The organism is Microcoleus anatoxicus (assembly GCF_042465725.1).
GTDB classification, from domain to species: domain Bacteria; phylum Cyanobacteriota; class Cyanobacteriia; order Cyanobacteriales; family Microcoleaceae; genus Microcoleus; species Microcoleus anatoxicus.
Genome location: NZ_CP120853.1, coordinates 4,285,416 through 4,307,722, shown reverse-complemented (window position 1 = coordinate 4,307,722; position 22,307 = coordinate 4,285,416). Strand labels below are relative to the sequence as shown.

Here is a 22,307-nt window from a genome sequence, read left to right as displayed (position 1 = left end):
CTACCAATCAGTTGAATTGTGGCAAAATTTTAGTTAGCGTTGTTATCGTTGATGTCTAGATTTTCTATTGAGAGTTCTGAATCTGGTGAAGTAGGTATTTGCACTTTAAAAACAATTACTATTTGATTTTTTTCAATAGTTATATTACTTATATTAACTATACTCTTGTCTGGTAATAAGTCTTTGGTTGGGAATTTAGCAGACGACCGAGTTTTATATCCAGCATCCTCAAGCCATTCAGCAATATTTCTCCAATTTTCGATCTTTTCAATCCCTTTACCCACAAAGCCTTTAACGTATCTATAAATAGTGGCACACAGGTCAGTTTCCACACCTTTGGGATTTTTTTGCAGCTTTTCGGCGATTTCAGCGGGACTGTTGCCACAAAGCAACCCCCGCAGATGCAGCTTTTCGACGGGAGTGAGAGGCTTTCCCTTAACGGCGGCTAAGTCTGCGTACAGAGTTTTTAGGTCCCAGCGGCTTTCTGCTTCGACGAAGCGATCGTTTGTGGATGCCATAAATAGATGCGTGTGAAGTTCCTGATGGAAGTCTAACATAATTCCTGATGTATGTAAGTGTATGCTCGGTGTTATTTGGCTTAATATACTTGAAAGCTCAAGTTTAAGTGGTGCGAGTCACAGGTTAAAACCTTTGTGGCGGGGCTTTTGAGTGATTACTGATTACAGTTAGTGTTACGACAGGGATTAGGGCTAAATTTTGGTAATTTTCTCGCTTAACTGTGTGATTAGTTTTGAGGTGCCGGAGAACGTTTTAGTCGAACGACTGAAAAAACGGGCTATCAAAGAGGGGCGTACTGATGATACCCCAGAAGTGTTGCGTAACCGTTTATCGCCTCCTCATCCCCCAAAGCGCCTAGCTCTGCTTAAAGCGATCTCACTAAACTGAGGAAAAAGTCAAACCGAGGAGGGCTATTGAATCCGTCAGATAACTTTCCTTGTCAATTATTAGCATTAATTGCCTATATTTCCTAAGAAACAGATATTCATCGTCAAGGATTTTTAGCAATGAATTCAGATCAACAATATGTATCGAAGATACACATAGCCCTTTATCCCCGATGGGCTTATACAGGCGGTTCGATTTCTGCAACAGTCAAAGGAAGGGAGGTGACTCTTCAAGGTTATCAAGAACCCAACGATGAAGAGTGGAATTTGATTGTTAATAAAGTTCACACTGCCTTGGGATTTGAACCAAAGATAAAGTTCTGTAAGCTAGGTGAGAACCCATCAAATCTGGGCGAAAAAGTAGATAAAGCTCCAACACCCAATCAATCGGCGGCAGAAAGTATCATGGGCGGAAAAGTAGATAAAGCTTCAACACCCAATCAATCGGCGGCAGAAAGTATCATGGGCGGAAAAGTAGATAAAGCTTCAACACCCAATCAATCGGCGGCAGAAAGTATCATGGGCTTGCTGAATTTTGTGATCGACGCTAAAAAAGCTATTGACAAAAAATCAGCCAAAGACATTGAAATATTAAATAGCTTCTTGAAAGATTGTCAAATAACAATAGAAAAAGGGACTCAAACTGTAGGAGGAGGGGTAGGAGATACAACTAAAAATGTATCTCATTTGCTTAATGAAGCAACTAAGGGAGTAGGTAAGATACCAGCCTCTCTCAGGAATACAATAATGACTTTATGGGATACAACTTGGCGTGATCGCCTATTCTATAATCTTACCCAAGGCGTTGACCTGGATAAAGCTAAGGATACTGTTAAAAAGCTAAAAGCAGTTTATCCTAGCGAAAAACCTAGCCAGATTGCCAATCGTCTCATTCAGGAAAAAGCAATTTTTTCAACAGCGGTAGCAGCATTGGGTGTGGGAGCCACGATAATAAGTGGTGGTTTAGCTGCACCAGCTACAGCATTAGTTGATTTTTATAATAGCAGCTTACTATTGGTAGAACTTTGCTATCAGATTTCAGTTGTGTATGGATTTGACGATATCGACGATCCAGCACGTCAAACAGAACTTTTAGGAATTTTTAGTCTCGCTCTTAGTGGTACAGAAGCTACCCAACTAGGTCTAGGATTTTTGTTCAAACATACTCCAATTGCTAACTGGACAATTAGCGCTTCCACTAATGTATTCGTATTCAATCTAGTAGGCTATACAGCTTGCCAGTTCTATGAAGCCAAGCTCAAAGGAATGGCTAGTCCAATAACTTCCGAAGAGGATTATTCATCTTTACTAGAAAAAGTCAAGATTTGCTCGAAGGACAGCTTATCACAAAAAACAGTTTTCGACAAAATCGTTGCTCAAACTGCTGTCATATTGCCTAGTCTTTCTGAGGCTTGAGCGGTATAAGGAAAGAGCAATTCTCGGAGAGCGATAACTGCGATCGCCCTTAATCTCCAAAAGCGCGATCGCTCTTCATTTTCACAAGCACGATCGCTCTTCATTTTCACAAGCACGATCGCCCTTAATGCCCAAAAGTGCGATCGCCATCCTAAAATTAGTTAATGGTATAATCATCAATCAAATACCATTTAGGAGTAAACCACTTATTTTGAATAATGGCATAGATACTTCTGAAGATACTCCAGAAGTTATAGAACAGGATATAATAGACCAAACGATAGAAGTAGGAAGTGGTTGTGACTGGACAGGAAGTGGAATCGAACCTCAGTGGCATAATCCAAAATCCATCAAAGCCTACGACCATATCGATCGCCATCATGGCCCAAAACTGAAACCCCTTAATTTTAGAGGCAGGGCAGCATCCAAAAATCAGCCTCAAGGTCAATGGCTAAATGCTCAAGACTGGGTAAAAGCTGAACAAGCTACACCGAAATATCCCGGTCGTTACATTTTAAATTTCAAGCGTTCTATTGGGAAAGTTCACTACCCCGATGGAACAATAATTGAAAATGTTACCCATGCTTTTATTAGAAGGAAACCAGATGGAACATTCAAATCTGCTTATCCTGTTCTGAATGATGCTACGCTGTCCTCATTAGATAGGAGCGATGAAGATGAATAACTATAGCAATTTTACAATCCAACTAGAAGCACCTAATGGCGAACAATATGCCGATCCACCAGATGACTCATTAGGAGAACTTTCGCATTTTGAATTAGGTCTGAAACTATTTTGCTTTGAATGTGACCATCTAGTATCAATAGAAATCGGTGAAGAAAAACTAAACGTTTTTTTAGACCCCGATATTTGTATGCTCCTAGAAGATGAACTCCCCAAAAAACTTAGTGAGTTATCCCAAGGGAAACCCATCAAAATAGAATTTGTTGAAAGTGTTTGTCTTACTCTTGAATTGCAGCCCTTAACCAACGATAAAATTAGCTGTAATTTCAAAGAATTTGGATATTTATCTCCAAACCAGTTTACCCTAAAATCCAGAAATCAACACTTTGAACTGAATAAAACTCAAGTTATAACAGAGTTAAAGGGATTTGTCGAACAACTCATGGAAATGGCTCTAAATGGCGGCTATATCACCCCGGTCGAAAAGCAAGAATTCCTGATGCCACTCCGCGAAATTGCGCCTGCTTCGGCTATTTGTTAGTTAAGTGCGATCGCCCTTCATCCCCTTAAGAGCGATTGCCCCTGATGAATAACTATATCAATAAAGAGGTAGATTGCGATTTACTGTTGGGTGGGGGCGGGTTTATTGAGATTGTTGGTACTTGTTAGATATTGTTGGTGAACCCGCCCCTACAAAAATTTATCAGATATAAGTCCGATCGCCCTTAATCTCACTTCCATAACTCTTTAGTATTTATCTCGATTTAAACAGTCCTCGACGCACTCTGACAAAGAAACCGGGTTTTTTACCGAATTTACCGTGTGTAACCAAGTATTTCGTAAAAAACCCGGTTTCTGGACTCCCATAGACATTTGACGTGCTACACTCAGGGTATCGTCACAGCCACAAACAGAATGCAAACCATTACCATCACCATTTCAGACGATCGCCTGCACAAGCTCCAAGAAACCGCCAATCGCCTCGGCATTTCCCTAGAAGAATTACTGCTTGCCGGTGCTGAAAACTTGCTCGCACCACCAGAAGCATCCTTTCACAACGCTATGGAATACGTCCTCAAAAAGAATGCTGAACTCTACCAAAAACTCGCCTAATGCGCTATCTAACTTTAACAGAAATTTTAGAACTTTATCAGCGCATTATCGAGGAATCTGGCGGAGCATTTGGCATCGCTAATTTAGGAGCCTTAGAGTCGGCTTTAGCTCAGCCGCGCATGACTTTTGGCGGGGAAGAACTTTACCCAACTATTGTCGAAAAAGCTTCCGCTCTTGGATTTGCTTTGATTAAAAATCATCCTTTCTTAGATGGTAACAAACGCATCGGTCACGCAGCAATGGAAGTTTTTCTGATCTTGAATGGATTTGAGATTTCTTCACCTGTGGAAGAGCAAGAACCAATTATATTACAAGTCGCATCAAGCGCGATCGCCCGCGATGAATTTACTGAGTGGCTGCGTTCTCATATTGTTCCTAGTTCTATTGGTAATAGGTGACAAAAATCAGCCGTGTTGAAGCTATAGATAACCCGATCGCCCTTCATCTCCAAAAGTGCGATCGCCCTTGATGTCCAAAAGTGCGATCGCCCTTAATCTCCCGTCATTTCCCGTGCTAATAACTTCTGTAACAACGGCACTAATACCAATTTTTTATGAGGCTGCATAGAATCTGATCCCCCCTAGGGCGTGTTTTCTCTCCCCGGAGATCCCCCCCAACCCCCCTTAAAAAGGGGGGAGAAAGAAGCTCTTTCGTCCCCCTTCTTAAGGGGGATGCGAGGGGGATCAGGATCTGATGGATCAGGCAAGAAAACACGCCCTAGGGCGTGTTTTCTCTCCCCAAAGATCCCCCCAGCCCCCCTTAAAAAGGGGGGGGAAAGAGTCTTTAAGTCCCCCTTTTTAAGGGGGATTTAGGGGGATCTAAATCTTAAGGAGTAGTTTGAAAACACGCCCTAGCCCCCCTTAATAAGGGGGGGACAAGATTCTTCTCAAAGTCCCCCTTCCCCCATCCCCCCTTGGGGGGGGCAGGGGGGGGTGGGGATGCGAGGGGGATCGAGATCTGTGCAACGACCCATTAAATTGGTATAAAGGAGGTAAATGATTTTCAATCGTATTCCAGACTAATCTCTGATTTACTTGAAAATATTCGTGAGCCATCACATTTCTCATATCACCCATCAAACGCCAAGGAATCTGCGGATAACGAGGCTTAATTCCATCATTGACATTAACAGAAGCTTCACCAATAATAATCAAGTTATAAAGAATCCCTTGCAGGATAATTTTTTCAATTTGCCGGAAATCTTCAAAACTCATCCCAGCAGTAGAAGCCTGAATGTCAGCGATCGCATTCACAATATCCTCAACTCGCAGCCACCACTCTCTAGAAGGCACGAATCGCCTCCTTGAGCACAGGTTCCCGCAAATGCTCCCTCAAAGCATCCTCCGTTCCTAAATCTACAGCACACCCTAGTATATCTTCTAAATAGTGCTGCACCCGAAACAAGTCAAATAAACTTGCTTCTATCGAAAAATCTACTAAAAAGTCTACATCACTATCCGATCGCGCTTCATCCCGCGCCACCGAACCAAACAAATCTAAAGATTTTACCCCCAAGCCTTTTAATTTATCCTTATGGGCGGCTAAAATTGCTAATACATTTTCCCGTTTCATTATTACTTCAACCAATCCTTTACCTATATTTTAACACAGCTATTCCCAAAGCTAAGATTATTAACTATAGCAATCCTAAATCATTTGTGAAATTTCTCTCTTACCCCCTCCCCTTACTAAGGGGAGGGTTGGGGTGGGGTAAAAACTTTACGACTCCTGCAAGGATTGCTATATGATGAGGAAGTAATGGGTTTTGACGTGGTATATATTTTATATTTAATATAAAATATTTTTTGCATTCTTCCTTCTTGCTTCTACTTACTACTTGATGGGAAAATTTTAGTTTCTTTGAGTAGTTGGAGATGCTAAAGGTTGAGTATTGTTTTTAGGGCTTTCTGGCTGTTTTTTTGGTTCAGGTTTTGGTGGTGGCGGCGGAAAAGTAGCCGCCCGTCTGGGTATTTGTATAGCTGTTCGGAATGCTGAAAATGGGAAGAAAGTTTGAAATTTTGACAAGCGCTCTTCAAGAGATTCCGGTGTTAATTCCCACAAACTTTCGTAGTAAAAAAAAGCCACACCTAAGCCGTATTCTTGGACTGCTCGCACCTGAGATTGAATTTGGTGCATGGGAACTGGGCGATTTCTTAAACCTGTCATAATCCCAACTCCTGTGGGAATTTTTTGCTTGGTTTCTTGCATTTCTGGACGATTGATTTTGTTAATAAACGATGCTAAATCGGGGCGGTAAACTTGCACAATTAGCTCGTCGGCAATATCTAACCGTACCCAAGCTAGCCAATCTTGCAGGTGATGCTTGTAAGCAAAATCGTAGTAATTGGGAGAAATGGAGAAAATTGCATTGGGTTTTACTGCTTTTACAGCTTGATTTAGTTTCGACATAAATGCCGTAATTTTATTAGCTCGCCATTGCACCCAAGCTGGATCTTGAAAATCGGTTGGGGGAGCTTTTTTGGTTTCTTTAGTATACAGTGCAACGGTGTAGGCATCGTAACCAAATTCCGATGGCAAACTCATGTGATCGTCAAATTGAATGCCATCAGCATTATATTTAGTAGTGACTTCTAGTACGAGTTCGGTAATGAATTGCTGCACTTCGGGATGAAAAGGGTTTAACCAAACTACTTCGCCACCCGCACCGTTAGATGTCTGGGTTCCGTCTTGTTTTTGTGTTAGCCAATCGGGATTATTTAAGGCTAATTCTGAGGTGGGAGGAGCCATGAAACCAAACTCAAACCACGGAATTACTAGCAATCCTTGGCGATGAGATTGCTGGATTAAATCTGCTAGCATATCTTGTCCGTCTAAGCCTCTGTACACAAAGGGTTGAATATCTCTTTGCTGGGCGACAGGACTAGGATACATCACATAGCCAGAATTCCAAATTACGGGATAAATAGTGTTGAAATTTAACTGTTTGAGTTTGGTTACTGCTTCTGTTACTTTGCGCCTTTCTCTGAGGATGTCTTTGTCGTTTGTTGTCATCCAAACTCCGCGAATTTCCTGACGTGGTTGCTGGGCGATCGCCGGAATCAAGTTGTTCGCTAGCAGTGCTATCATGAAGGAGATGGCAAATAAAAGCGGGAGAATAGGTTTAATCGATCGCAGCCAACCGCGAGGAATGATGCCTAATGTCATAGTGTTAAATGGTGAGTTTGCTCTTAGACATCTCCAAAAATGATGGTGGGGTAAGCCCGAAAGCCAGCCATTGACAGGCTTTTCTGGAGACGGTTATCGAAACACACCCTGGCATAATTTGCTCATTAAATTTAGTCGTTCTACAGTCTACAACCATTTGTGCTAATTTGCTAATTGGTTGAGTGAAATGGGGGAATCGCTTCGATGCGATCGCACTTTGGGCAACTATAATATACTTGTCCCAAAAAGGCTGTCAAGGGCTGGCTGGATGTCTAACCCTACTCCTCACAATAATTATGGGAGATGTCTAATATTGATACATGAAATATCCATGCCACAACATTTAGTTTTAATTGGTGGCGGTCATAGTCATGCTATTGTATTGAAAATGTTCGGCATGAAACCGCTGTCGGGAGTGCATTTGACTCTGATTACCGACGTGCTGTACGCACCCTATTCGGGGATGCTACCGGGACACATTGCGGGTTTTTACAGTTATGATGAATGTCACATCGATTTGCGTTCTCTCTGTGAATTTACTCAGTGCGAGATATTGGTCGATCGGGCGATCGCGATCGACTTTAACAAAAATCAAGTAATTTGTCAAAATAGCCCCCCCGTTAGTTTTGACTTGCTTTCGATCGATATCGGCAGCACTCCCGCGACTTTATCCGTACCTGGTGCTAACGAATATGCAATTCCAGCTAAACCAGTCCCGGAGTTTTTAGCTAACTGGAATCAGTTAATTACATCCCCAGCAAATTATCTAAATAAACCCTTGAATATTGCCATTGTGGGTGGTGGTGCAGGCGGTGTAGAATTAGCATTAAATATGCAATCTCGTCTGGCTCGAAAAACCGATAATTATCAAATTAACTTGGTTCACAGCGGTGCGGAATTAATGCCACAACACAACCAAAGAGTACGTCATCGCCTCAAAAAGATTATCATTAATAGCGGTATCAAACTGCACTTAATGGAAAAAGTGGTGGGTATCAAAAACACCAAAATAATTGACAAAAATAAAAGTTCAGAATGCCACATACCCAATTACGAAATTGCCTGTGAATCCGGATTAAGATTAGACGTAAATCGTATTTTTTGGGTGACACAAGCCTCCGCAGCTAATTGGATAAAAACATCGGGTTTAGCCACGGACTCCAACGGGTTTATCCAAGTCAATGATTACTTGCAATCTGTGTCTCACCCTCATGTATTTGCCGCTGGGGATATCTGCACGATGATTAATTATCCGCGCCCCAAAGCAGGAGTATTTGCGGTGCGCCAGGGCCCGCCTTTATTTGAAAATTTGCAGCAATTTTTGTTAGCCCAACCGCTAAAACCCTTTGCACCACAAGCCCAATATTTAGGGCTAATTGGTACTGGGAATAAAAAGGCGATCGCCTCTCGCGGCTCTTTGATGTGGGAATCCAGGCTACTCTGGTACTGGAAAGATTGGATCGATCGCCAATTTATGCAAAAATTTAAGCATAAAAATTAGTATTTGGGCAAAAAGGCGATCGGGGTAATTCCGCTAACCTAAAAAAAAAGAATATCCCACTAGCCCCAAATTGAAAAATAGGAGTATTCTGATTTATGATAGTAGTAACCGCAGAAAGGAGTAAAGACTAAATATGTTCAGAAAAATTGGTTTTTGGCTGATTTGGATTGCCTTTAGCACCTACGCTTTTGTATTTGCACCTCCCGACAGCCCCGAAACATTGACCTTAATTACCAATCTTTCCACCGGAAAAATAGCAGAAATTAACCCTTTAATTGTCGCCTTGTTCAATATCATGGGCGTGTGGCCAATCATCTATAGTTGCGTCTTATTTGCTGACGGTAGAGGACAAAAAATACCAGCCTGGTTATTTGCCATTTTATCCTTTGGTGTCGGTGCATTTGCCTTATTGCCTTATTTAGCCCTACGGCAACCAAATCCTGAATTTCCTGGTAATAAAAATACTTTTTTAAAGGTATTAGACTCCCGGTTTACGGGAATTATATTAACATTAGGCGCTGCTGGTTTAGTTGCCTTTGGGTTGACAACAGGCGATTGGTCAGATTTTATTAGCCAATGGCAGACTAGCCGCTTTATTCATGTAATGAGTTTAGATTTTTGTATGCTTTCCCTGTTATTTCCCGCCTTGCTGGGAGATGACATGGCGCGCCGAGGAATGCAAAATAGCACAGTTTTTTGGGCGGTAACATTAGTTCCTTTGTTTGGCCCCCTAGTTTATTTGTCTACGCGCCAGTCTTTGCCGGAAAATACAGTGCAAACTGTTACAAATTAGACAGCAGGGCTGACAATTATCAGTTTACTTTAGGACTCTATGTCATCATACTAGAAACAGGCTTTCTGGCCTGTTCCACAACATGAAAAAATTTCCCATCGTTGGTATCACCACCTATAACCGCTGTCAAGCAGGCGAATATCGCTTAAATGGATCTTATATTGATGCAGTGCAAGCGGCTGGCGGCATCCCGATTTTACTACCGCCCAATCAATTAAATCCAGCTAGTATTTTTGATGTAGTAGATGGTTTAATTTTTTCCGGTGGCGGAGATATTAATCCAGAACTTTATGGCGGTGCGATCGATCGCACAGTTTATGCGATCGATGCAGAACGTGATAACTTTGAACTAGCCTTAGCCAAACTAGCTTTCAAAGCTGACATACCTGTTTTGGGAGTTTGTCGGGGAATGCAAATGCTGAATGTAGCTAGCGGTGGTAGTTTGGTGACTCACGTACCCCATGCTTACGGAGATGAAGTGAGTCATGGAGCGGGAATTCCCCCTCGTGCGATCGAGCATAGCATTGAAATTGAACCCAACAGTCGGCTAGCAAAAATTATGGGAACAACTTCCACAACCGTTGTTTCTTGGCATCATCAAGCTGTGCGGAAAGTAACATCCGATTGGCGAATTGTAGCCGAGGCATCAGACACTTTGGTAGAAGGAATGGAGTATCAAAATCACCCCTGGATGATTGCAATTCAATGGCACCCGGAAATGTCCCCAAAATGTTTGATAAACTCTCGAATTTTTCGCGCTTTCGTAGAAGCAGCAGCTTCTAAATTGATGAATTCCACCAAGTCAAGTTCAAATCAAATTCATACATTTTTATAGTCACTTATTCTTGATAGTCAGTGTCTATTTCAATATCAAGGGTATCTTCATCTATTCTGATATACAGAACATTCGGGCGACAGCAAACTTGACAATCTTCAATATATGATTGCTCCATTCCCCCACTAATATCCACAAAAGTTGTACTAGGTTCGCCGCAAAAAGCACAGTAATATTCAGCCGTTGTTTGCATCTTTTTCGCACTCTTTCTTAGTAACTTCGTGGCGGTAACGAAACATATCTGTTAGTCGCATTTCCACCCACCAACCTAATAATAGATCGACCATCGGGCCACCGGGTATCGAAAAGGCGATCGCATCTGTCAATCTAGTTTTACCATTTTCTGTGGTAAACTCGTGTCGATGAATCCAACTGGCCATCAGTCCCTCAGTTTGTTCGTCAACAAACAACCTATACTGTTGGCATTCAGTGTGAGTCGCCACCCACTTTACCGGAATCGGCCCCAATGAAAGACGAAATTCCGATACAGCACCCACACCAAGTCCGCCCTCCCGGCGAATGATTGTCACCGGTTGCCAAGGCGGAGTTAATCTTTGCAAAATATCCGGTCTTTCGTGAAAGTTCCAGACACTTTCAACCGTCGCATCAATTAGCGATGAATATCGAAAATTAGGCATTATTCAAATCTTACTAAACAGTTAATTGCGCTGGAATATCAGCATTTACATCATTATCCTCTGTCTCAGTACAAACAGCAACAGTTAGTTTCAATCCCAGAGCTTTTAGCCAAGTTCCCAAACTATAAATCGCATCACTTCCTTGTTCAGACAGCAATTCATCCAGTTTTTTTAAGTGCAATTCATATTGTTCTGGAGTCATTTTTGATTGACCGAGAGCTTCTGCTACATTGCTAAGTACCATTTTGAGAAGTTCTGTTTCGGGGTTTTCTTCTTCAAACAAAGCCTCTAGATACATAGCAGAGTCTATTGGGTTTTTGAGAGACTCTATTAAAAAAGGATGGTAAGGTAAACTTTTAGGCATTATCTTCACTCTTATAATCTGTCCAGTATTTGATAGCTTGCCCTAGGTCTCGGTCTTGAGTGCTTTTATCCCCACCGATTAAAAGTAGGATAATAGTTGTGCCGACTTGTCCGAAATAGATTCGGTATCCAGGGCCATAATCTATTTTTAATTCATACAGTCCCTCTCCAACAAATCGATAATCTCCGAGATTGCCGAGTTGAACTCTGTCTAATCTCAACTTAATTCTAGCTTTTGCTTTGCCATCTCGGAGAAAATTAAACCATTCCTCGAAAGGCACTTTGTTATCTGGCGTAGTATAACGTTGAATTTCTTTCGGTTGGACTTCTGGCATAATTGTATGATAGTATGTCGCTCCTCATCTTATCTTAAACTGGTTGCCAAGGCGGACTCATAATTTGCATAATCTACTAAGTCAGCCGAAGGAAATACCTTACGCATATCTACTAAACTTTGCCATTCAGCATCACAACTACGCTGATACCACAGCAACAAACTTATTTCAGCATTGGGGTGTGTTTCCCAAAATTATTTTAGTCGTTTTCGGCTAATGACACGCATGAGACTATTATAATCTAATTTACTAAACGTGAATTAGTGAATTTTCATATCCTTTTGTATGAGTCATCGCCTCAGCTAAATGCTTCTTCAAAGTCGCTTCGGGCAGCGGTCCTTGCAAGTGACTCCAAGGCAAAACCCGATCCAATTCCCACTCCTGGAAAACATAAAAATCCATGTCCGGCAAATGTCCCCGCAATTCCTTAAAAGCCCGCCGATAACTGCCCAATGTATCGCCGTAATGCCGCACTAATTCTAACAGCTTAGACAAGCGTCGATCGCCCTTCGATAACAAACCCTGAATCACCGACCAGTTATAGCTTTCCGGTCTAAATTCTAAACCTAACTTCCGCAATTCTTTATCTAAAAACTTCAATCTTTTTTCTGCATCTTTATTGACTCCAAACCACTGAAAAGGAGTGTGAGATTTCGGAACAAAGGTACTGCAACCAAAAGTTAAGCGCAAACCGGGAGCAGCTTTTTTGACAGCCCGCAGCATGGCTACAGTCGCCTCTAAATCCTCCATTTCTTCCCCCGGTATTCCCGCCATGCCGTAGAGTTTAATGCCCTTTAACCCCCCTGTTTTAGCATTGATAGCAGCTTGAATAATTTCCTCATTGGTGAGCTTTTTATTAACAATTTTGCGGAGGCGATCGCTGCCACTTTCCACCGCAATCGTCACAGATTTGCTGTCTCTTTTGGTCAAAATTTCAGCGAGTTTCACCGTCACCGTGTTGGTACGGACTGAAGCAAGACTAAGCCGTACACCATCGTATTTAGGCTGATTTAAATAATCTAATAAAACTTCAAATTCCGGGTGCTGAGTCACGGAAGCACCCAACAAACCCAACCGATTTGTCACAGCTAAACCGCGGTCTATTGCCGGAATTAAAGAAGCCTCTAAACTCGCAGTTCTAAAAGGTAAAGTCAGATAACTTGCCAAACAGAAGCGGCACATTTCTGGACAACTCCGAACCACTTCCACCATGTAAATATTTTCCCAAGCAGCCTTGGATGTCACCACAGTAGAAGCCGATAAAGTATTGCCACGATAAGTCTGTTTTTCAACCACACTGGGAATTGCTGGATCGATGGGATGAATTGATTGAATACCCTCCGCGGCATCCAGATAAGTCACTTCGTACAAACTGGGAACATACACTCCCGGAACTTGGGCTAAATGGCGCAATTTAGTTTTTCTGTCAGCGGTACGAACTTCTTTAAAAGCATTTATAAAATTATCAATTAGATTTTCGCCATCTCCGAGCAAAATCACATCAAAAAAATCAGCGAAAGGTTCGGGGTTGGCTGTAAAAACCGGACCACCACCAAAGACTATAGGATGACTATCTGTTCGTTTAGTTGCCCAAATTGGAACTTCTAGAGATTCCAATAAATTGAGAATATTCACATAATCGAGTTCCCAAGAAAAAGAAAATCCCAGTAATTCTGGAGTTCTCGGAAGTGATTCGTGGATATCAGTAAATAAACGACCAACTTCAATATCTGGGCGCAGTGCCAAAGTTGCCCACACTATTTGATAGCCCAGACTGGTAATACCAACTGTGTACTCGTTGGGAAAAGCAAAAATCGTCTGGATAGCGCCAACATCGGGGGTTGCTGGGGCAAATAGCAAGCGTTCTTCAACAAAGGGATTAGAAGTCATTAGTAATTATTGGAGGTGTCTAATTGATTCACTTATTCAAGTATTTTCGGAAATATAATCTTTTTCGTCCTTTTTTCGAGGAGGTGGACTGTGGAAAGTGGCAATTAACAAACAGATAATTCCAGCATTAATAAAAACATCAGCCAGATTAAAAATTGGGAACCGAATCAAGCGAAAATCGAGAAAATCCACCACATACCCCGACACAAATCGATCGATCCCATTTCCCAGTGCGCCGCCCAAAATCAAGCCATAGCCAGCTTGTTCCCAGCGATTAATTCGTGGTCCGAACCAAGCGAGTACCATCAATCCCACACTAACGCCCAAAGACAGCCAGCGCAACCAAATCGCGCCACCATTGCTAAACAAACTAAAAGCCGCACCCGTATTAACAACATAAGTGAAGTGAAACACGCCCGGTAACAGTGGCTGTGTTTGCGGAGGAACAGCCAATTCAAAATTTTGCACCACCCAAAATTTAGTCAGATGGTCTAAAACTAGACTGATAATAGCAGCAACCCAGAACCAGGGATTTTTTTTAAAACGCATGAATTAGAAAGTAGAACATAGGGCATCGGGCATGGGAGAATTTACTCAAATCTCGCGGGTGATTGCGAGGAGGATGCAGTGCAGGAAAGCAATCCCAACCGCAGCGAGATTATTTTCCCGTTTCGCAATGACAGTATAACCCAATTTTGCACAATTACCAATTCCCTATGCCCTAGGCTATAGGCTCAATTTTCTATTATTTTACCATTAATAAAACATCACTCGACGTAAAACAAATGACAGTAATGCGATCGCACAAACTACCGCCAACTGTCCCGGCAAAGGATAAACTGAATATTTCAGGATTTGCTCAAACAAACTTGTGGTTCTGGTGGCTAGCACCAACAAGTGACTTAAAACCAGATAAGTTAAGCCGATCGCATGAATTGTAAACAAGCCGCACAAACAACTAAAAGCAATAGATTCCAGACGCGAAGCCACCTTAAAAGCCATCCAGCCACACACCCAAGCACCGGGAATAAAACCCAGTAAATAACCAAAAGCAGGTTCTTTAATATAGCCGATGCCGCCGCCTTGAGAAAAAACAGGCCACAAAGTTAGTCCTAAAATTAAATAGGCAATTTGTGATAAAGCAGCAGCATTTTTGCCACCCATGCAGCCTACCAACAAAACGGCTCCAATTTGATAGTTTACTCCTAAAGAATAAGCCTGAAATCCTCGCTGGTCCCAAAACCCAATTGGAGTAGTAACAAAGGCAGGAAAAAACGCGCCTCCTATCGTGAGGAGTAAACCAATAAAAGCCCAAATTAGTTCTATGGGAACAGGCATTCGATTTTAGCAGTTGACAGTTGACAGTTGACAGTTGACAGTTGACAGTTACATATAGCATTTCTCAGATATATGTTAGAACCCCAACTTATTAAAGAAGTTGGGGTTCTGGCTATTATGAATTTAACTCAAAATTCAAAATTTAACCCTCAAAACTGCCTGGAATTGGTGCTTCGCCGCCTTGAAGTCCGAGGGATTCAAGCATGGCTCGGTCTTGCTCTGCGGGTTGACCCATAGTAGTCAGATAATGTCCGACTAACATAGCATTAATTCCAGCTTTTAAGCCGAGGTGTTGTAGTTCTCCCATGACGGCTTCTCTACCTCCAGCATAACGGATGATTTGCTCTGGAAGCATTAATCGAAAAATCGCGATCGCCTTTAATGCTTCGTAAGGATCTAGTGGAGGTAAATCACCCAAAGGTGTACCCTTTCTAGCAGATAGCAAATTCACCGGTACTGACTCAACCTCTAACTCGCGCAAAGACAAAGCTAAATCTATTCTATCTTGCCAACTTTCGCCCATGCCGATAATGCCACCGCTGCAAGCTTGAATGCCTGCTGCTTTTAAGTTCTTAATCGTAGCAGTGCGATCGCTCCATTTGTGAGTTGTCACAATATTGGGAAAAAACTGCTCAGACGCTTCTAAATTGTGATTGTAGCGAGTTACTCCCGCCGCTCGCAATTCTTGAGCTTGTTCGACAGTCACTTCTCCCAAAGCGCAGCAAGGCTTAACATTAGTTTCCTGAATAATGCGGCGCACTGTATCAAGAATTTGCTCAAATTCCGAGGATTTCGGACTGTTATGTTTAATCCCTTTCCCTTGAGAAACCAGACAAAATCTTTTCGCCCCGGCTTCCTCGGCCACCTTGGCTTGCGCTAAAATCTCATCGGAGGTTTTTAAGCCATAAATCGGGACATTTTCTCCCGGATGGTGAGCCGACTGAGAGCAAAAACCGCAATTTTCCGAACAGTTACCAGATTTGACATTAATGATGCTGCACAAGTCTACCGTATTGCCACAGCAAGCTTGACGCACGCGATCGGCTGCCGAACACAACAATAAAATATTTTCTTGGCCCTCGATGGCTGTCAAAGCCAGGGCTTCGTCTCTACCTATCCGATATCCTTTAACTATTCGATCTACGAGGCTATCTAGTTGTAGTTGCAGCGGTAATTTCTCCGACATCATGTCGATCGAACTCTGAGAAAATGTTGGCAGTGGCGCTTGCACCATTTCTTGCACCTTATGAAAACAACCACCATTGTAGGGTTTTCTGGTTCTCTCTCCGGGATATTTTACAATTCACTATGAATTTTGGGGGTAGCGGCAGGTTAGCGATCGGCAATCTAGCGATGGCTGCGGTCCCCACCCTTTCAAATATCTTATTGCTCCAAAACTGTCAAGTTTGTTTTGAACTAAAAATTTAATTTAGTGTAAAATGTAAAGAATCTTAACCAAAGCTTTACTTTCGAGCGCTATGCTAGGGCCCAACCCCCTATGTAGCGTCTAAAACTTTACACCCATGATTTTCCGTATCAACATGATTAATTCCCACAGGCTGACGACCGCAATCTCAGCAATGGCGATCGCCCTCAGCTTAGCAGCCTGTGGTGGTGGCAGCACAACCACAAGCAGTAGCCCCAGCCCCAGTGACAGCGCCGCCAGTCCCGGCGCTTCCCCCGTTGCAGCCACCGGCACTGCTACTCCCAGCAAACTCGCCCTAGCCTCAGACGTCGCCCTCACCGCAGCCGGCGCATCATTCCCCGCTCCCCTGTACCAGCGTTGGTTTCAAGACTTCAACAAAATCAACCCCAAAGTACAAATTAACTATCAATCCGTAGGTAGCGGAGCCGGAGTCGAACAATTTACCAAAGGCACCGTAGACTTTGGTGCCAGCGACACCGCCATGAAAGACGACGAAATCGCCAAAGTTCCAGCAGACAAAGGCGTGATCCTGTTGCCCATGACAGCCGGCAGCATCGTCATCGGCTACAACTTACCAGACGTACCCGAATTGAAACTGCCACGGGATGTTTACGCAGAAATCTTCGCTGGTAAAATTACCAAGTGGAACGATCCCAAAATAGCAGCAGCCAATCCTGGTGCTAAATTACCAGACCAAGCCATTACCGTCGTGCACCGTTCCGATGGTAGCGGTACCACCGCCGTCTTCACCAAACACCTGAGTGCCATCAGCCCCGACTGGAAAAGCACAGTAGGCGACGGCAAAACAGTAGAGTGGTCCAAAACAGGGACCTTTGTCGGTGCAAAAGGCAACGAAGGTGTCACAGCCCAAGTCCTGCAAACCGTCGGCGGCATTGGCTATGTAGAATACGGCTACGCCAAAAACAACAATCTCAAATTTGCATCTTTGCAAAACAAAGCAGGTACATTTGTCGTACCTAACGACGAATCAGCTTCAGAAGCTCTAGCAACAGTTCCACTGCCAGAAAATCTGCGAGCATTTATCGAAGACCCAGAAGGTGCTAAATCCTATCCAATTGTCACCTATACTTGGATGCTAGTCCCCAAAACAGTTGCGGATGCCAACAAAGCCAAAGCGATCGAGGCTATGGTGGAATACGGCTTGAATGAAGGTCAAAAAGTTAGTTCCGAATTGGGCTACGTTCCTCTGCCCCAAAGCGTTAAAGAGAAAGTAGCTGCGGCTGCTGACGGCATCAGCGCCGACTACAAGATTGAGGTTGCCAAATAGGGATTGAAGGAAGAAGGAAGAAGGAAGAAGGAAGAAGGAAGAGGGATATTTCTGTAGGGGCGGGTTTCACCAACAATATGAGCCTAACATCGATAATCTCATAAACCCGCCCCCACCCAACGGTAAATCGCCATCTACCTCTTTCCAAATACAAGGAGCGATTTTCATCAGAAATATTTGTGGAAAAGTCAGGGCGATTAATCCACCCACTCCTGTGGAATATTATTTATGTTTTTTCTTTCTGCTTCCTTCCCGCTAACTTTTTCCTAAAATTGTTTTTTTCAAAACTATGACTTGGTTGTTTTGTCTATGATTTCAGATAATAACTCTCAATCGGAAAGCCGATCGCGCTCTCCAGTAGAAAAATCCTTAGACCAAGCCTTTATCTGGCTAACTAGGATTTTGGGCATAGGAATTGGGGTAATTTTGCTGGTGATAGCACTCACAGTTGCTTTCAGAGCATTACCTGCGATTCAACAGTACGGTTTGGGATTTTTATTTAGCAGTAGCTGGAATCCCGTTAAAGAAGAGTACGGTGCCCTGCCGATGATTTACGGGACAATTGTCAGTTCGGCGATCGCGCTCCTAATTGCAGTACCATTAGGAGTAGGCACTGCGATCTTCCTGAGCGAAGATTTTCTACCCCTACCAATCCGCACAGCCTTGGTTTTTTTGGTAGAACTTTTAGCCGCCATTCCTAGCGTAGTTTACGGTTTGTGGGGAATTGCTGTATTGATTCCCATTATTACCAACCTCGGCAAGTTTCTCAACGGCACTTTCGGATGGCTACCAATTTTTAGCACCCCCCCAGTGGGACCCGGAATGTTACCCGCCGGAGTAATTTTGGGAATCATGACTTTGCCGATTATTACTGCTATCTCCCGTGACTCTCTAGCAAGTCTGCCTCCCGAATTGCGGCAAGCATCTTTAGGTTTAGGAGCAACTCGTTGGACAACCATTTTTCGGGTGCTCGTACCCGCTGCTTTCTCCGGTATTGTCGGCGGAATTATGCTCGGTTTAGGACGCGCGATGGGAGAAACAATGGCTGCAACTCTGTTAATTGGCAACTCCAATCAGTTAAGTCTTTCGGTGCTAGCTCCTGCCAATACTATAGCTTCTTTGATGGCAAATCAGTTTGCCGAAGCTTCCGGGTTGCAAGTAGCAGCTCTGATGTACACGGGGCTAATTTTGTTTATTATGACCCTGATTGTTAATATTGTGGCAGAGTGGATTGTTTCTCAAGTTAGAGCCAAGTACAACTAAAAATTGGTGCCAAATCCCCCTACATTTTTAATTTATGTCAAACAGAACCTCCGAAGGTCTTGATTCTTTTGCCTCGAAGACAGGTAATTTAAAAAAAGTTAAAAACAGTCCCCTATCGCTGTTCAATATAGCGATGACTGTATTAGCGGGAGCCTGTTTAACAATAACTCTGTTGCCTTTGTTTGCAGTGCTTTCCTACGTTACTATACAAGGTTTCAATCGCCTGAATTTAGACTTATTCACTAAGCTACCACCGCCCCCAGGACTATCGGGAGGCGGTATTGCTAATGCAATTATCGGTACATTGATGACCGTGGGAATTGCTTCTCTGATTGCTGTACCTTTTGGTGTATTGGCAGCAGTTTATTTGTCTGAATTTAGCAAAGGCTCCATAGCTCGCTGGGTGCGTTTTGCTACTAATGTTCTCAGCGGTGTTCCTTCAATTATTGCGGGGGTATTTGCCTACGGTTTGTTTGTGGTGAATATGGGAGGTTTTTCGGCAATTGCAGGCGGTGCTGCGCTGGCAGTGCTGATGTTGCCGACGATTGTGCGAACTACTGACGAAGCTTTACAAATCGTCCCTCAAGATATTAGATGGGCTTCGGTTGGTGTGGGTGCATCTAATTATCAAACTGTGTTGCAGGTGGTTTTGCCTGCTGCTATTCCAGCTATTTTAACTGGTGTAACGCTGGCAATTGCCCGCGCTGCTGGAGAAACGGCTCCTTTGATTTTCACTGCGTTAAATTCGCCTTTTTGGCCAGCAGGATTTGATAAGCCAACTCCTTCCCTTTCGGTTTTGGTGTACAACTTTGCAACAGTTCCGTTTAAGGCACAGAAAGAATTAGCTTGGGCGGCTTCTTTAATTTTGGTGTTCATGGTTTTACTGACGAGTATTCTTTCTCGTTGGGCAACTCGCCAAAAAGTTTATTAGTCAGTGGTGATTGGTGATTAGTGATTGATGATTGGTCATTTGTAAAATTTGATGGGAGTATTAATTGTATGATGGAATTGTTGGAAGAGAAAACGGAAACGGTTTTGCAGGTAGACAATATCAATATTTTTTACGGCGGTTTTCAAGCTGTAAAAAATGTTTCGATGGAGATTCCTAAAAATCGGATTACTGCTTTTATCGGACCGTCTGGGTGCGGAAAAAGTACAATTTTGCGATGTTTTAATCGTCTTAATGATTTGGTTAATGGTTTTCGTTTAAACGGTCAAATTTATTATCACGGTCAAAATCTATACGATCCTGATATTGATGCTGTGGAGGTGCGCCGTCGGATTGGGATGGTGTTTCAAAAGCCGAATCCTTTCCCGAAGTCGATTTATGACAATATTGCTTACGGTGCGAGGGTGAATAACTATAAGGGCGATATGGATGAGTTGGTGGAAAAGTCCCTGCGCCAAGCTTATCTTTGGGATGAGGTAAAAGATAAACTCAAGCAGAGTGGTTTTTCGCTTTCGGGTGGCCAGCAGCAGCGTTTGTGTATTGCTAGGGCGATCGCCATTAATCCTGATGTAGTATTAATGGATGAACCTTGCGCTTCTCTCGATCCGATTTCTACGATCAAAATTGAGGAGTTGATGCGGGAACTCAAAGAGCAGTATACCATTGTGATTGTGACTCACAATATGCAGCAGGCTTCTCGTGTTTCTGACTTGACTGCTTTTTTCAATGCTAAACTTTCTGATGATGGCAAACGCTTTGGCTATCTGGTGGAGTGCGACAGGACTGAGGTGATTTTCCAAAATCCCAAGGAAGTTTCCACTATGGAATATGTCAGCGGTCGTTTTGGCTGATTTACTGTGACTTGGAAGGGCAGTTACAGCCAATTGTAGCAATCCTAAATGAGTCGTAAATTTTTTACCCCACCCCAACCCTCCCCTTGAATCAGGGGAGGGAGTAAGAAATTCACAAATGATTTAGGATTGCTATAGTTAGATTCGGAAATTTTCACCGTAGATATCAGCAGATAAACACAGATGAAGGCGGATGAAATGGGAGCATCCTGATTTGGTAAGGGCGAAGCATGACCGCAGATAATTTATTAGTGATCACCAGAGATTTACAGCGGTCATGCTTCGCCCCTACGAATATATTTGCCAAACACAGATGCACCCAATGAGATTTGATCTGTGTTTATCATTTTACCAAAAATGCAAACAAACCAACAACTTTTTTTACCAACAATGGGCTGTGGCACTTGGGCCTGGGGCAACAGATTGCTCTGGGGTTATGATGAAAGTATGGATGCCCAATTGCAAGCCGTTTTCAATCTTTGTGTGAGTAATGGTGTCACTTTATTTGATACTGGTGATTCCTATGGAACTGGGAAATTAAATGGACGTAGCGAGCAGCTTTTAGGGCAGTTTTCTCAAGCCTATCAAGGTGTAAATCAAGATAGTATTTGTATTGCGACTAAACTGGCTGCTTATCCTTGGAGATTGACGCGACAATCTATGATATCGGCTGGTAAAGCCTCAGCTTCTCGCCTGGGGAAAAATGTCGATTTGGTGCAAATGCACTGGTCTACAGCTAATTATGCTCCTTGGCAAGAAGGGGCTCTGTTAGATGGTTTGGCTGACCTTTACGAGCAAGGCTTGGTGAAGGGAGTAGGTCTATCTAATTATGGGCCTAAACGCTTAAAATGGGTATATGAAAGATTTCGCGATCGCCAGATTCCTATTGTTACTTTGCAAGTGCAATATTCGTTACTTTCTACCTATCCAGTTACGGAACTTGGATTAAAAGAAGTTTGTGACGAACTGGGAATAAAATTGATTGCTTATAGTCCTCTAGCCTTGGGATTGTTGACGGGAAAATACTCGGAGAATGGCGTATTGCCTAAAGGTATCCGAGGTTTGGCGTGTAAACAGATATTGCCAGGAATGCGATCGCTTTTGGAGTGTTTGCGAGAAATAGCGACATCCAGAAACAAGACTATTTCCCAGGTGGCGATTAACTGGTGTATTAGTAAAGAAACTATTCCGATTCCGGGGGCGAAATCGGCGGCCCAGGCGGCGGAAAATATTGGTGCTTTAGGGTGGAAATTAGACTCTGGCGAGATGGCAGAATTGGATAAAGCGGCGGCAAAGGTAGATAAGAAGATGGTGCAAAATATATTTCAAACTAGCTAATATCAAATCCGGTGGCATCGAAATTATTCAGAACTCTATTCTCTGATACCAAATCCTCTCTTCACCGTCCTGTATTAAACTCTCTCTTCTCTTCCTTCGTGTCCTACCCTACGGGAACCCCTGCGGGGAACGCGCCTTCGCGGTTAAATCATTCCGATACAACCGGAATTGATATGACTCTGTGTCAAGAGTGTTCGAGAAAGGTGAAATCATTC

The 22,307-nt window shown here is 43.0% G+C and carries 26 protein-coding genes; 13 read left to right on the top strand and 13 right to left on the bottom strand.

Going from position 1 to position 22,307, the window contains the following annotated elements; translation table 11 throughout:
* Positions 1-29 precede the first annotated feature (29 nt).
* Positions 30-557, bottom strand: coding sequence for a helix-turn-helix domain-containing protein (locus P2A85_RS18695; RefSeq protein WP_377474606.1), 528 nt, complete (start codon positions 555-557; stop codon positions 30-32).
* A 615-nt stretch (positions 558-1,172) separates the two neighbouring features.
* On the opposite strand from P2A85_RS18695, the gene P2A85_RS18690 reads away from it, so the two are divergent.
* The 5 genes from P2A85_RS18690 (at position 1,173) to P2A85_RS18670 (ending at position 4,517) form a co-directional block, all read left to right on the top strand.
* Positions 1,173-2,321, top strand: a complete 1,149-nt coding sequence (locus P2A85_RS18690) for a hypothetical protein (protein ID WP_377474604.1) — start codon at positions 1,173-1,175, stop codon at positions 2,319-2,321.
* A gap of 211 nt (positions 2,322-2,532) precedes the next feature.
* Positions 2,533-3,006 carry a hypothetical protein gene (locus tag P2A85_RS18685; RefSeq protein ID WP_377474603.1) on the top strand — a complete coding sequence of 158 codons (474 nt, stop codon included), beginning with the start codon at positions 2,533-2,535 and terminating at the stop codon, positions 3,004-3,006.
* Positions 2,999-3,547 (top strand): hypothetical protein, encoded by a 549-nt coding sequence (locus tag P2A85_RS18680; RefSeq protein WP_377474601.1) that lies wholly within the window; start codon positions 2,999-3,001, stop codon positions 3,545-3,547. The genes P2A85_RS18685 and P2A85_RS18680 overlap by 8 nt, the downstream gene beginning before the upstream one ends.
* A 374-nt stretch (positions 3,548-3,921) precedes the next feature.
* Complete coding sequence (locus tag P2A85_RS18675; protein ID WP_377474599.1) at positions 3,922-4,119, top strand: DNA-binding protein; 198 nt, start codon at positions 3,922-3,924, stop codon at positions 4,117-4,119.
* Entirely contained in the window at positions 4,119-4,517 is a 399-nt protein-coding gene (locus P2A85_RS18670) for a type II toxin-antitoxin system death-on-curing family toxin (protein WP_377474597.1), read from the top strand. Before P2A85_RS18675 ends, P2A85_RS18670 begins: the two co-directional genes overlap by 1 nt.
* Positions 4,518-4,979: 462 nt before the next feature.
* Here the strand turns inward: P2A85_RS18670 and P2A85_RS18665 are convergent, their stop codons facing one another.
* From P2A85_RS18665 to P2A85_RS18655, 3 genes are all read right to left on the bottom strand, one after another.
* Positions 4,980-5,411, bottom strand: a complete 432-nt coding sequence (locus tag P2A85_RS18665) for a DUF86 domain-containing protein (protein ID WP_377474595.1) — start codon at positions 5,409-5,411, stop codon at positions 4,980-4,982.
* The gene (locus tag P2A85_RS18660) at positions 5,401-5,691 is read right to left on the bottom strand and encodes a nucleotidyltransferase family protein (protein WP_377474593.1); all 291 of its coding nucleotides are present in this window, start codon (positions 5,689-5,691) and stop codon (positions 5,401-5,403) included. The genes P2A85_RS18665 and P2A85_RS18660 overlap by 11 nt, the downstream gene beginning before the upstream one ends.
* A gap of 279 nt (positions 5,692-5,970) precedes the next feature.
* On the bottom strand, positions 5,971-7,284 hold the full coding sequence (locus tag P2A85_RS18655; protein WP_377474591.1) for a glycoside hydrolase family 10 protein: 1,314 nt from the start codon (positions 7,282-7,284) through the stop codon (positions 5,971-5,973).
* Positions 7,285-7,615: 331 nt separating this feature from the next.
* Between P2A85_RS18655 and P2A85_RS18650 the strand changes: the two genes are divergently transcribed.
* From P2A85_RS18650 to P2A85_RS18640, 3 genes are all read left to right on the top strand, one after another.
* A complete protein-coding gene (locus P2A85_RS18650; protein WP_377474589.1) occupies positions 7,616-8,785 on the top strand; it encodes an FAD-dependent oxidoreductase in 1,170 nt (389 codons plus the stop codon).
* 133 nt (positions 8,786-8,918) lie between these two features.
* On the top strand, positions 8,919-9,578 hold the full coding sequence (locus P2A85_RS18645; RefSeq protein WP_377474587.1) for a DUF2834 domain-containing protein: 660 nt from the start codon (positions 8,919-8,921) through the stop codon (positions 9,576-9,578).
* An 82-nt stretch (positions 9,579-9,660) separates the two neighbouring features.
* Entirely contained in the window at positions 9,661-10,413 is a 753-nt protein-coding gene (locus P2A85_RS18640; RefSeq protein WP_377474585.1) for a gamma-glutamyl-gamma-aminobutyrate hydrolase family protein, read from the top strand.
* Between the two features lie 4 nt (positions 10,414-10,417).
* Here P2A85_RS18640 and P2A85_RS18635 read toward each other — a convergent pair whose 3' ends face one another.
* The 9 genes from P2A85_RS18635 to bioB form a co-directional block, all read right to left on the bottom strand.
* Positions 10,418-10,606, bottom strand: coding sequence for a CPXCG motif-containing cysteine-rich protein (locus P2A85_RS18635; protein WP_194063809.1), 189 nt, complete (start codon positions 10,604-10,606; stop codon positions 10,418-10,420).
* A complete protein-coding gene (locus P2A85_RS18630; RefSeq protein ID WP_377474583.1) occupies positions 10,590-11,051 on the bottom strand; it encodes an SRPBCC family protein in 462 nt (153 codons plus the stop codon). Before P2A85_RS18630 ends, P2A85_RS18635 begins: the two co-directional genes overlap by 17 nt.
* A 13-nt stretch (positions 11,052-11,064) precedes the next feature.
* Entirely contained in the window at positions 11,065-11,415 is a 351-nt protein-coding gene (locus P2A85_RS18625; protein WP_377474581.1) for a DNA-binding protein, read from the bottom strand.
* Positions 11,408-11,749, bottom strand: coding sequence for a type II toxin-antitoxin system RelE/ParE family toxin (locus P2A85_RS18620; protein WP_340521986.1), 342 nt, complete (start codon positions 11,747-11,749; stop codon positions 11,408-11,410). The genes P2A85_RS18625 and P2A85_RS18620 overlap by 8 nt, the downstream gene beginning before the upstream one ends.
* Positions 11,750-11,778: 29 nt before the next feature.
* Entirely contained in the window at positions 11,779-11,907 is a 129-nt protein-coding gene (locus tag P2A85_RS18615) for a hypothetical protein (protein ID WP_377481569.1), read from the bottom strand.
* Positions 11,908-11,998: 91 nt separating this feature from the next.
* On the bottom strand, positions 11,999-13,639 hold the full coding sequence (locus tag P2A85_RS18610; RefSeq protein ID WP_377474578.1) for a B12-binding domain-containing radical SAM protein: 1,641 nt from the start codon (positions 13,637-13,639) through the stop codon (positions 11,999-12,001).
* A 36-nt stretch (positions 13,640-13,675) separates the two neighbouring features.
* Positions 13,676-14,188 carry a signal peptidase II gene (gene lspA / locus P2A85_RS18605; protein ID WP_341738532.1) on the bottom strand — a complete coding sequence of 171 codons (513 nt, stop codon included), beginning with the start codon at positions 14,186-14,188 and terminating at the stop codon, positions 13,676-13,678.
* Positions 14,189-14,395: 207 nt separating this feature from the next.
* The gene (locus P2A85_RS18600; protein ID WP_377474576.1) at positions 14,396-14,977 is read right to left on the bottom strand and encodes a biotin transporter BioY; all 582 of its coding nucleotides are present in this window, start codon (positions 14,975-14,977) and stop codon (positions 14,396-14,398) included.
* Between the two features lie 142 nt (positions 14,978-15,119).
* Positions 15,120-16,211, bottom strand: a complete 1,092-nt coding sequence (gene bioB / locus P2A85_RS18595) for a biotin synthase BioB (RefSeq protein WP_377474574.1) — start codon at positions 16,209-16,211, stop codon at positions 15,120-15,122.
* A gap of 289 nt (positions 16,212-16,500) precedes the next feature.
* On the opposite strand from bioB, the gene pstS reads away from it, so the two are divergent.
* From pstS to P2A85_RS18570, 5 genes are all read left to right on the top strand, one after another.
* Positions 16,501-17,691, top strand: coding sequence for a phosphate ABC transporter substrate-binding protein PstS (gene pstS, locus P2A85_RS18590; RefSeq protein WP_377474573.1), 1,191 nt, complete (start codon positions 16,501-16,503; stop codon positions 17,689-17,691).
* Positions 17,692-18,000: 309 nt separating this feature from the next.
* Positions 18,001-18,954, top strand: coding sequence for a phosphate ABC transporter permease subunit PstC (gene pstC, locus P2A85_RS18585; RefSeq protein ID WP_377474571.1), 954 nt, complete (start codon positions 18,001-18,003; stop codon positions 18,952-18,954).
* A 34-nt stretch (positions 18,955-18,988) separates the two neighbouring features.
* Positions 18,989-19,885, top strand: a complete 897-nt coding sequence (gene pstA / locus P2A85_RS18580; protein WP_377474569.1) for a phosphate ABC transporter permease PstA — start codon at positions 18,989-18,991, stop codon at positions 19,883-19,885.
* A gap of 68 nt (positions 19,886-19,953) precedes the next feature.
* On the top strand, positions 19,954-20,754 hold the full coding sequence (gene pstB / locus P2A85_RS18575; RefSeq protein WP_341731771.1) for a phosphate ABC transporter ATP-binding protein PstB: 801 nt from the start codon (positions 19,954-19,956) through the stop codon (positions 20,752-20,754).
* 357 nt (positions 20,755-21,111) lie between these two features.
* Positions 21,112-22,092: an aldo/keto reductase gene (locus P2A85_RS18570; RefSeq protein ID WP_377474566.1), complete on the top strand. Its 981-nt coding sequence runs from the start codon at positions 21,112-21,114 to the stop codon at positions 22,090-22,092.
* Positions 22,093-22,307: the final 215 nt, after the last annotated feature.

Coding starts and splice junctions, on each gene's coding strand:
- P2A85_RS18695 (WP_377474606.1), bottom strand. CDS start 557: ATGTTAGACTTCCATCAGGAACTTCACACGCATCTATTTATGGCATCC.
- P2A85_RS18680 (WP_377474601.1), top strand. CDS start 2,999: ATGAATAACTATAGCAATTTTACAATCCAACTAGAAGCACCTAATGGC.
- P2A85_RS18675 (WP_377474599.1), top strand. CDS start 3,922: ATGCAAACCATTACCATCACCATTTCAGACGATCGCCTGCACAAGCTC.
- P2A85_RS18670 (WP_377474597.1), top strand. CDS start 4,119: ATGCGCTATCTAACTTTAACAGAAATTTTAGAACTTTATCAGCGCATT.
- P2A85_RS18660 (WP_377474593.1), bottom strand. CDS start 5,691: ATGAAACGGGAAAATGTATTAGCAATTTTAGCCGCCCATAAGGATAAA.
- P2A85_RS18655 (WP_377474591.1), bottom strand. CDS start 7,284: ATGACATTAGGCATCATTCCTCGCGGTTGGCTGCGATCGATTAAACCT.
- P2A85_RS18650 (WP_377474589.1), top strand. CDS start 7,616: ATGCCACAACATTTAGTTTTAATTGGTGGCGGTCATAGTCATGCTATT.
- P2A85_RS18645 (WP_377474587.1), top strand. CDS start 8,919: ATGTTCAGAAAAATTGGTTTTTGGCTGATTTGGATTGCCTTTAGCACC.
- P2A85_RS18640 (WP_377474585.1), top strand. CDS start 9,661: ATGAAAAAATTTCCCATCGTTGGTATCACCACCTATAACCGCTGTCAA.
- P2A85_RS18635 (WP_194063809.1), bottom strand. CDS start 10,606: ATGCAAACAACGGCTGAATATTACTGTGCTTTTTGCGGCGAACCTAGT.
- P2A85_RS18630 (WP_377474583.1), bottom strand. CDS start 11,051: ATGCCTAATTTTCGATATTCATCGCTAATTGATGCGACGGTTGAAAGT.
- P2A85_RS18625 (WP_377474581.1), bottom strand. CDS start 11,415: ATGCCTAAAAGTTTACCTTACCATCCTTTTTTAATAGAGTCTCTCAAA.
- P2A85_RS18620 (WP_340521986.1), bottom strand. CDS start 11,749: ATGCCAGAAGTCCAACCGAAAGAAATTCAACGTTATACTACGCCAGAT.
- P2A85_RS18610 (WP_377474578.1), bottom strand. CDS start 13,639: ATGACTTCTAATCCCTTTGTTGAAGAACGCTTGCTATTTGCCCCAGCA.
- lspA (WP_341738532.1), bottom strand. CDS start 14,188: ATGCGTTTTAAAAAAAATCCCTGGTTCTGGGTTGCTGCTATTATCAGT.
- P2A85_RS18600 (WP_377474576.1), bottom strand. CDS start 14,977: ATGCCTGTTCCCATAGAACTAATTTGGGCTTTTATTGGTTTACTCCTC.
- bioB (WP_377474574.1), bottom strand. CDS start 16,211: ATGGTGCAAGCGCCACTGCCAACATTTTCTCAGAGTTCGATCGACATG.
- pstS (WP_377474573.1), top strand. CDS start 16,501: ATGATTTTCCGTATCAACATGATTAATTCCCACAGGCTGACGACCGCA.
- pstC (WP_377474571.1), top strand. CDS start 18,001: ATGATTTCAGATAATAACTCTCAATCGGAAAGCCGATCGCGCTCTCCA.
- pstA (WP_377474569.1), top strand. CDS start 18,989: ATGTCAAACAGAACCTCCGAAGGTCTTGATTCTTTTGCCTCGAAGACA.
- pstB (WP_341731771.1), top strand. CDS start 19,954: ATGATGGAATTGTTGGAAGAGAAAACGGAAACGGTTTTGCAGGTAGAC.
- P2A85_RS18570 (WP_377474566.1), top strand. CDS start 21,112: ATGCAAACAAACCAACAACTTTTTTTACCAACAATGGGCTGTGGCACT.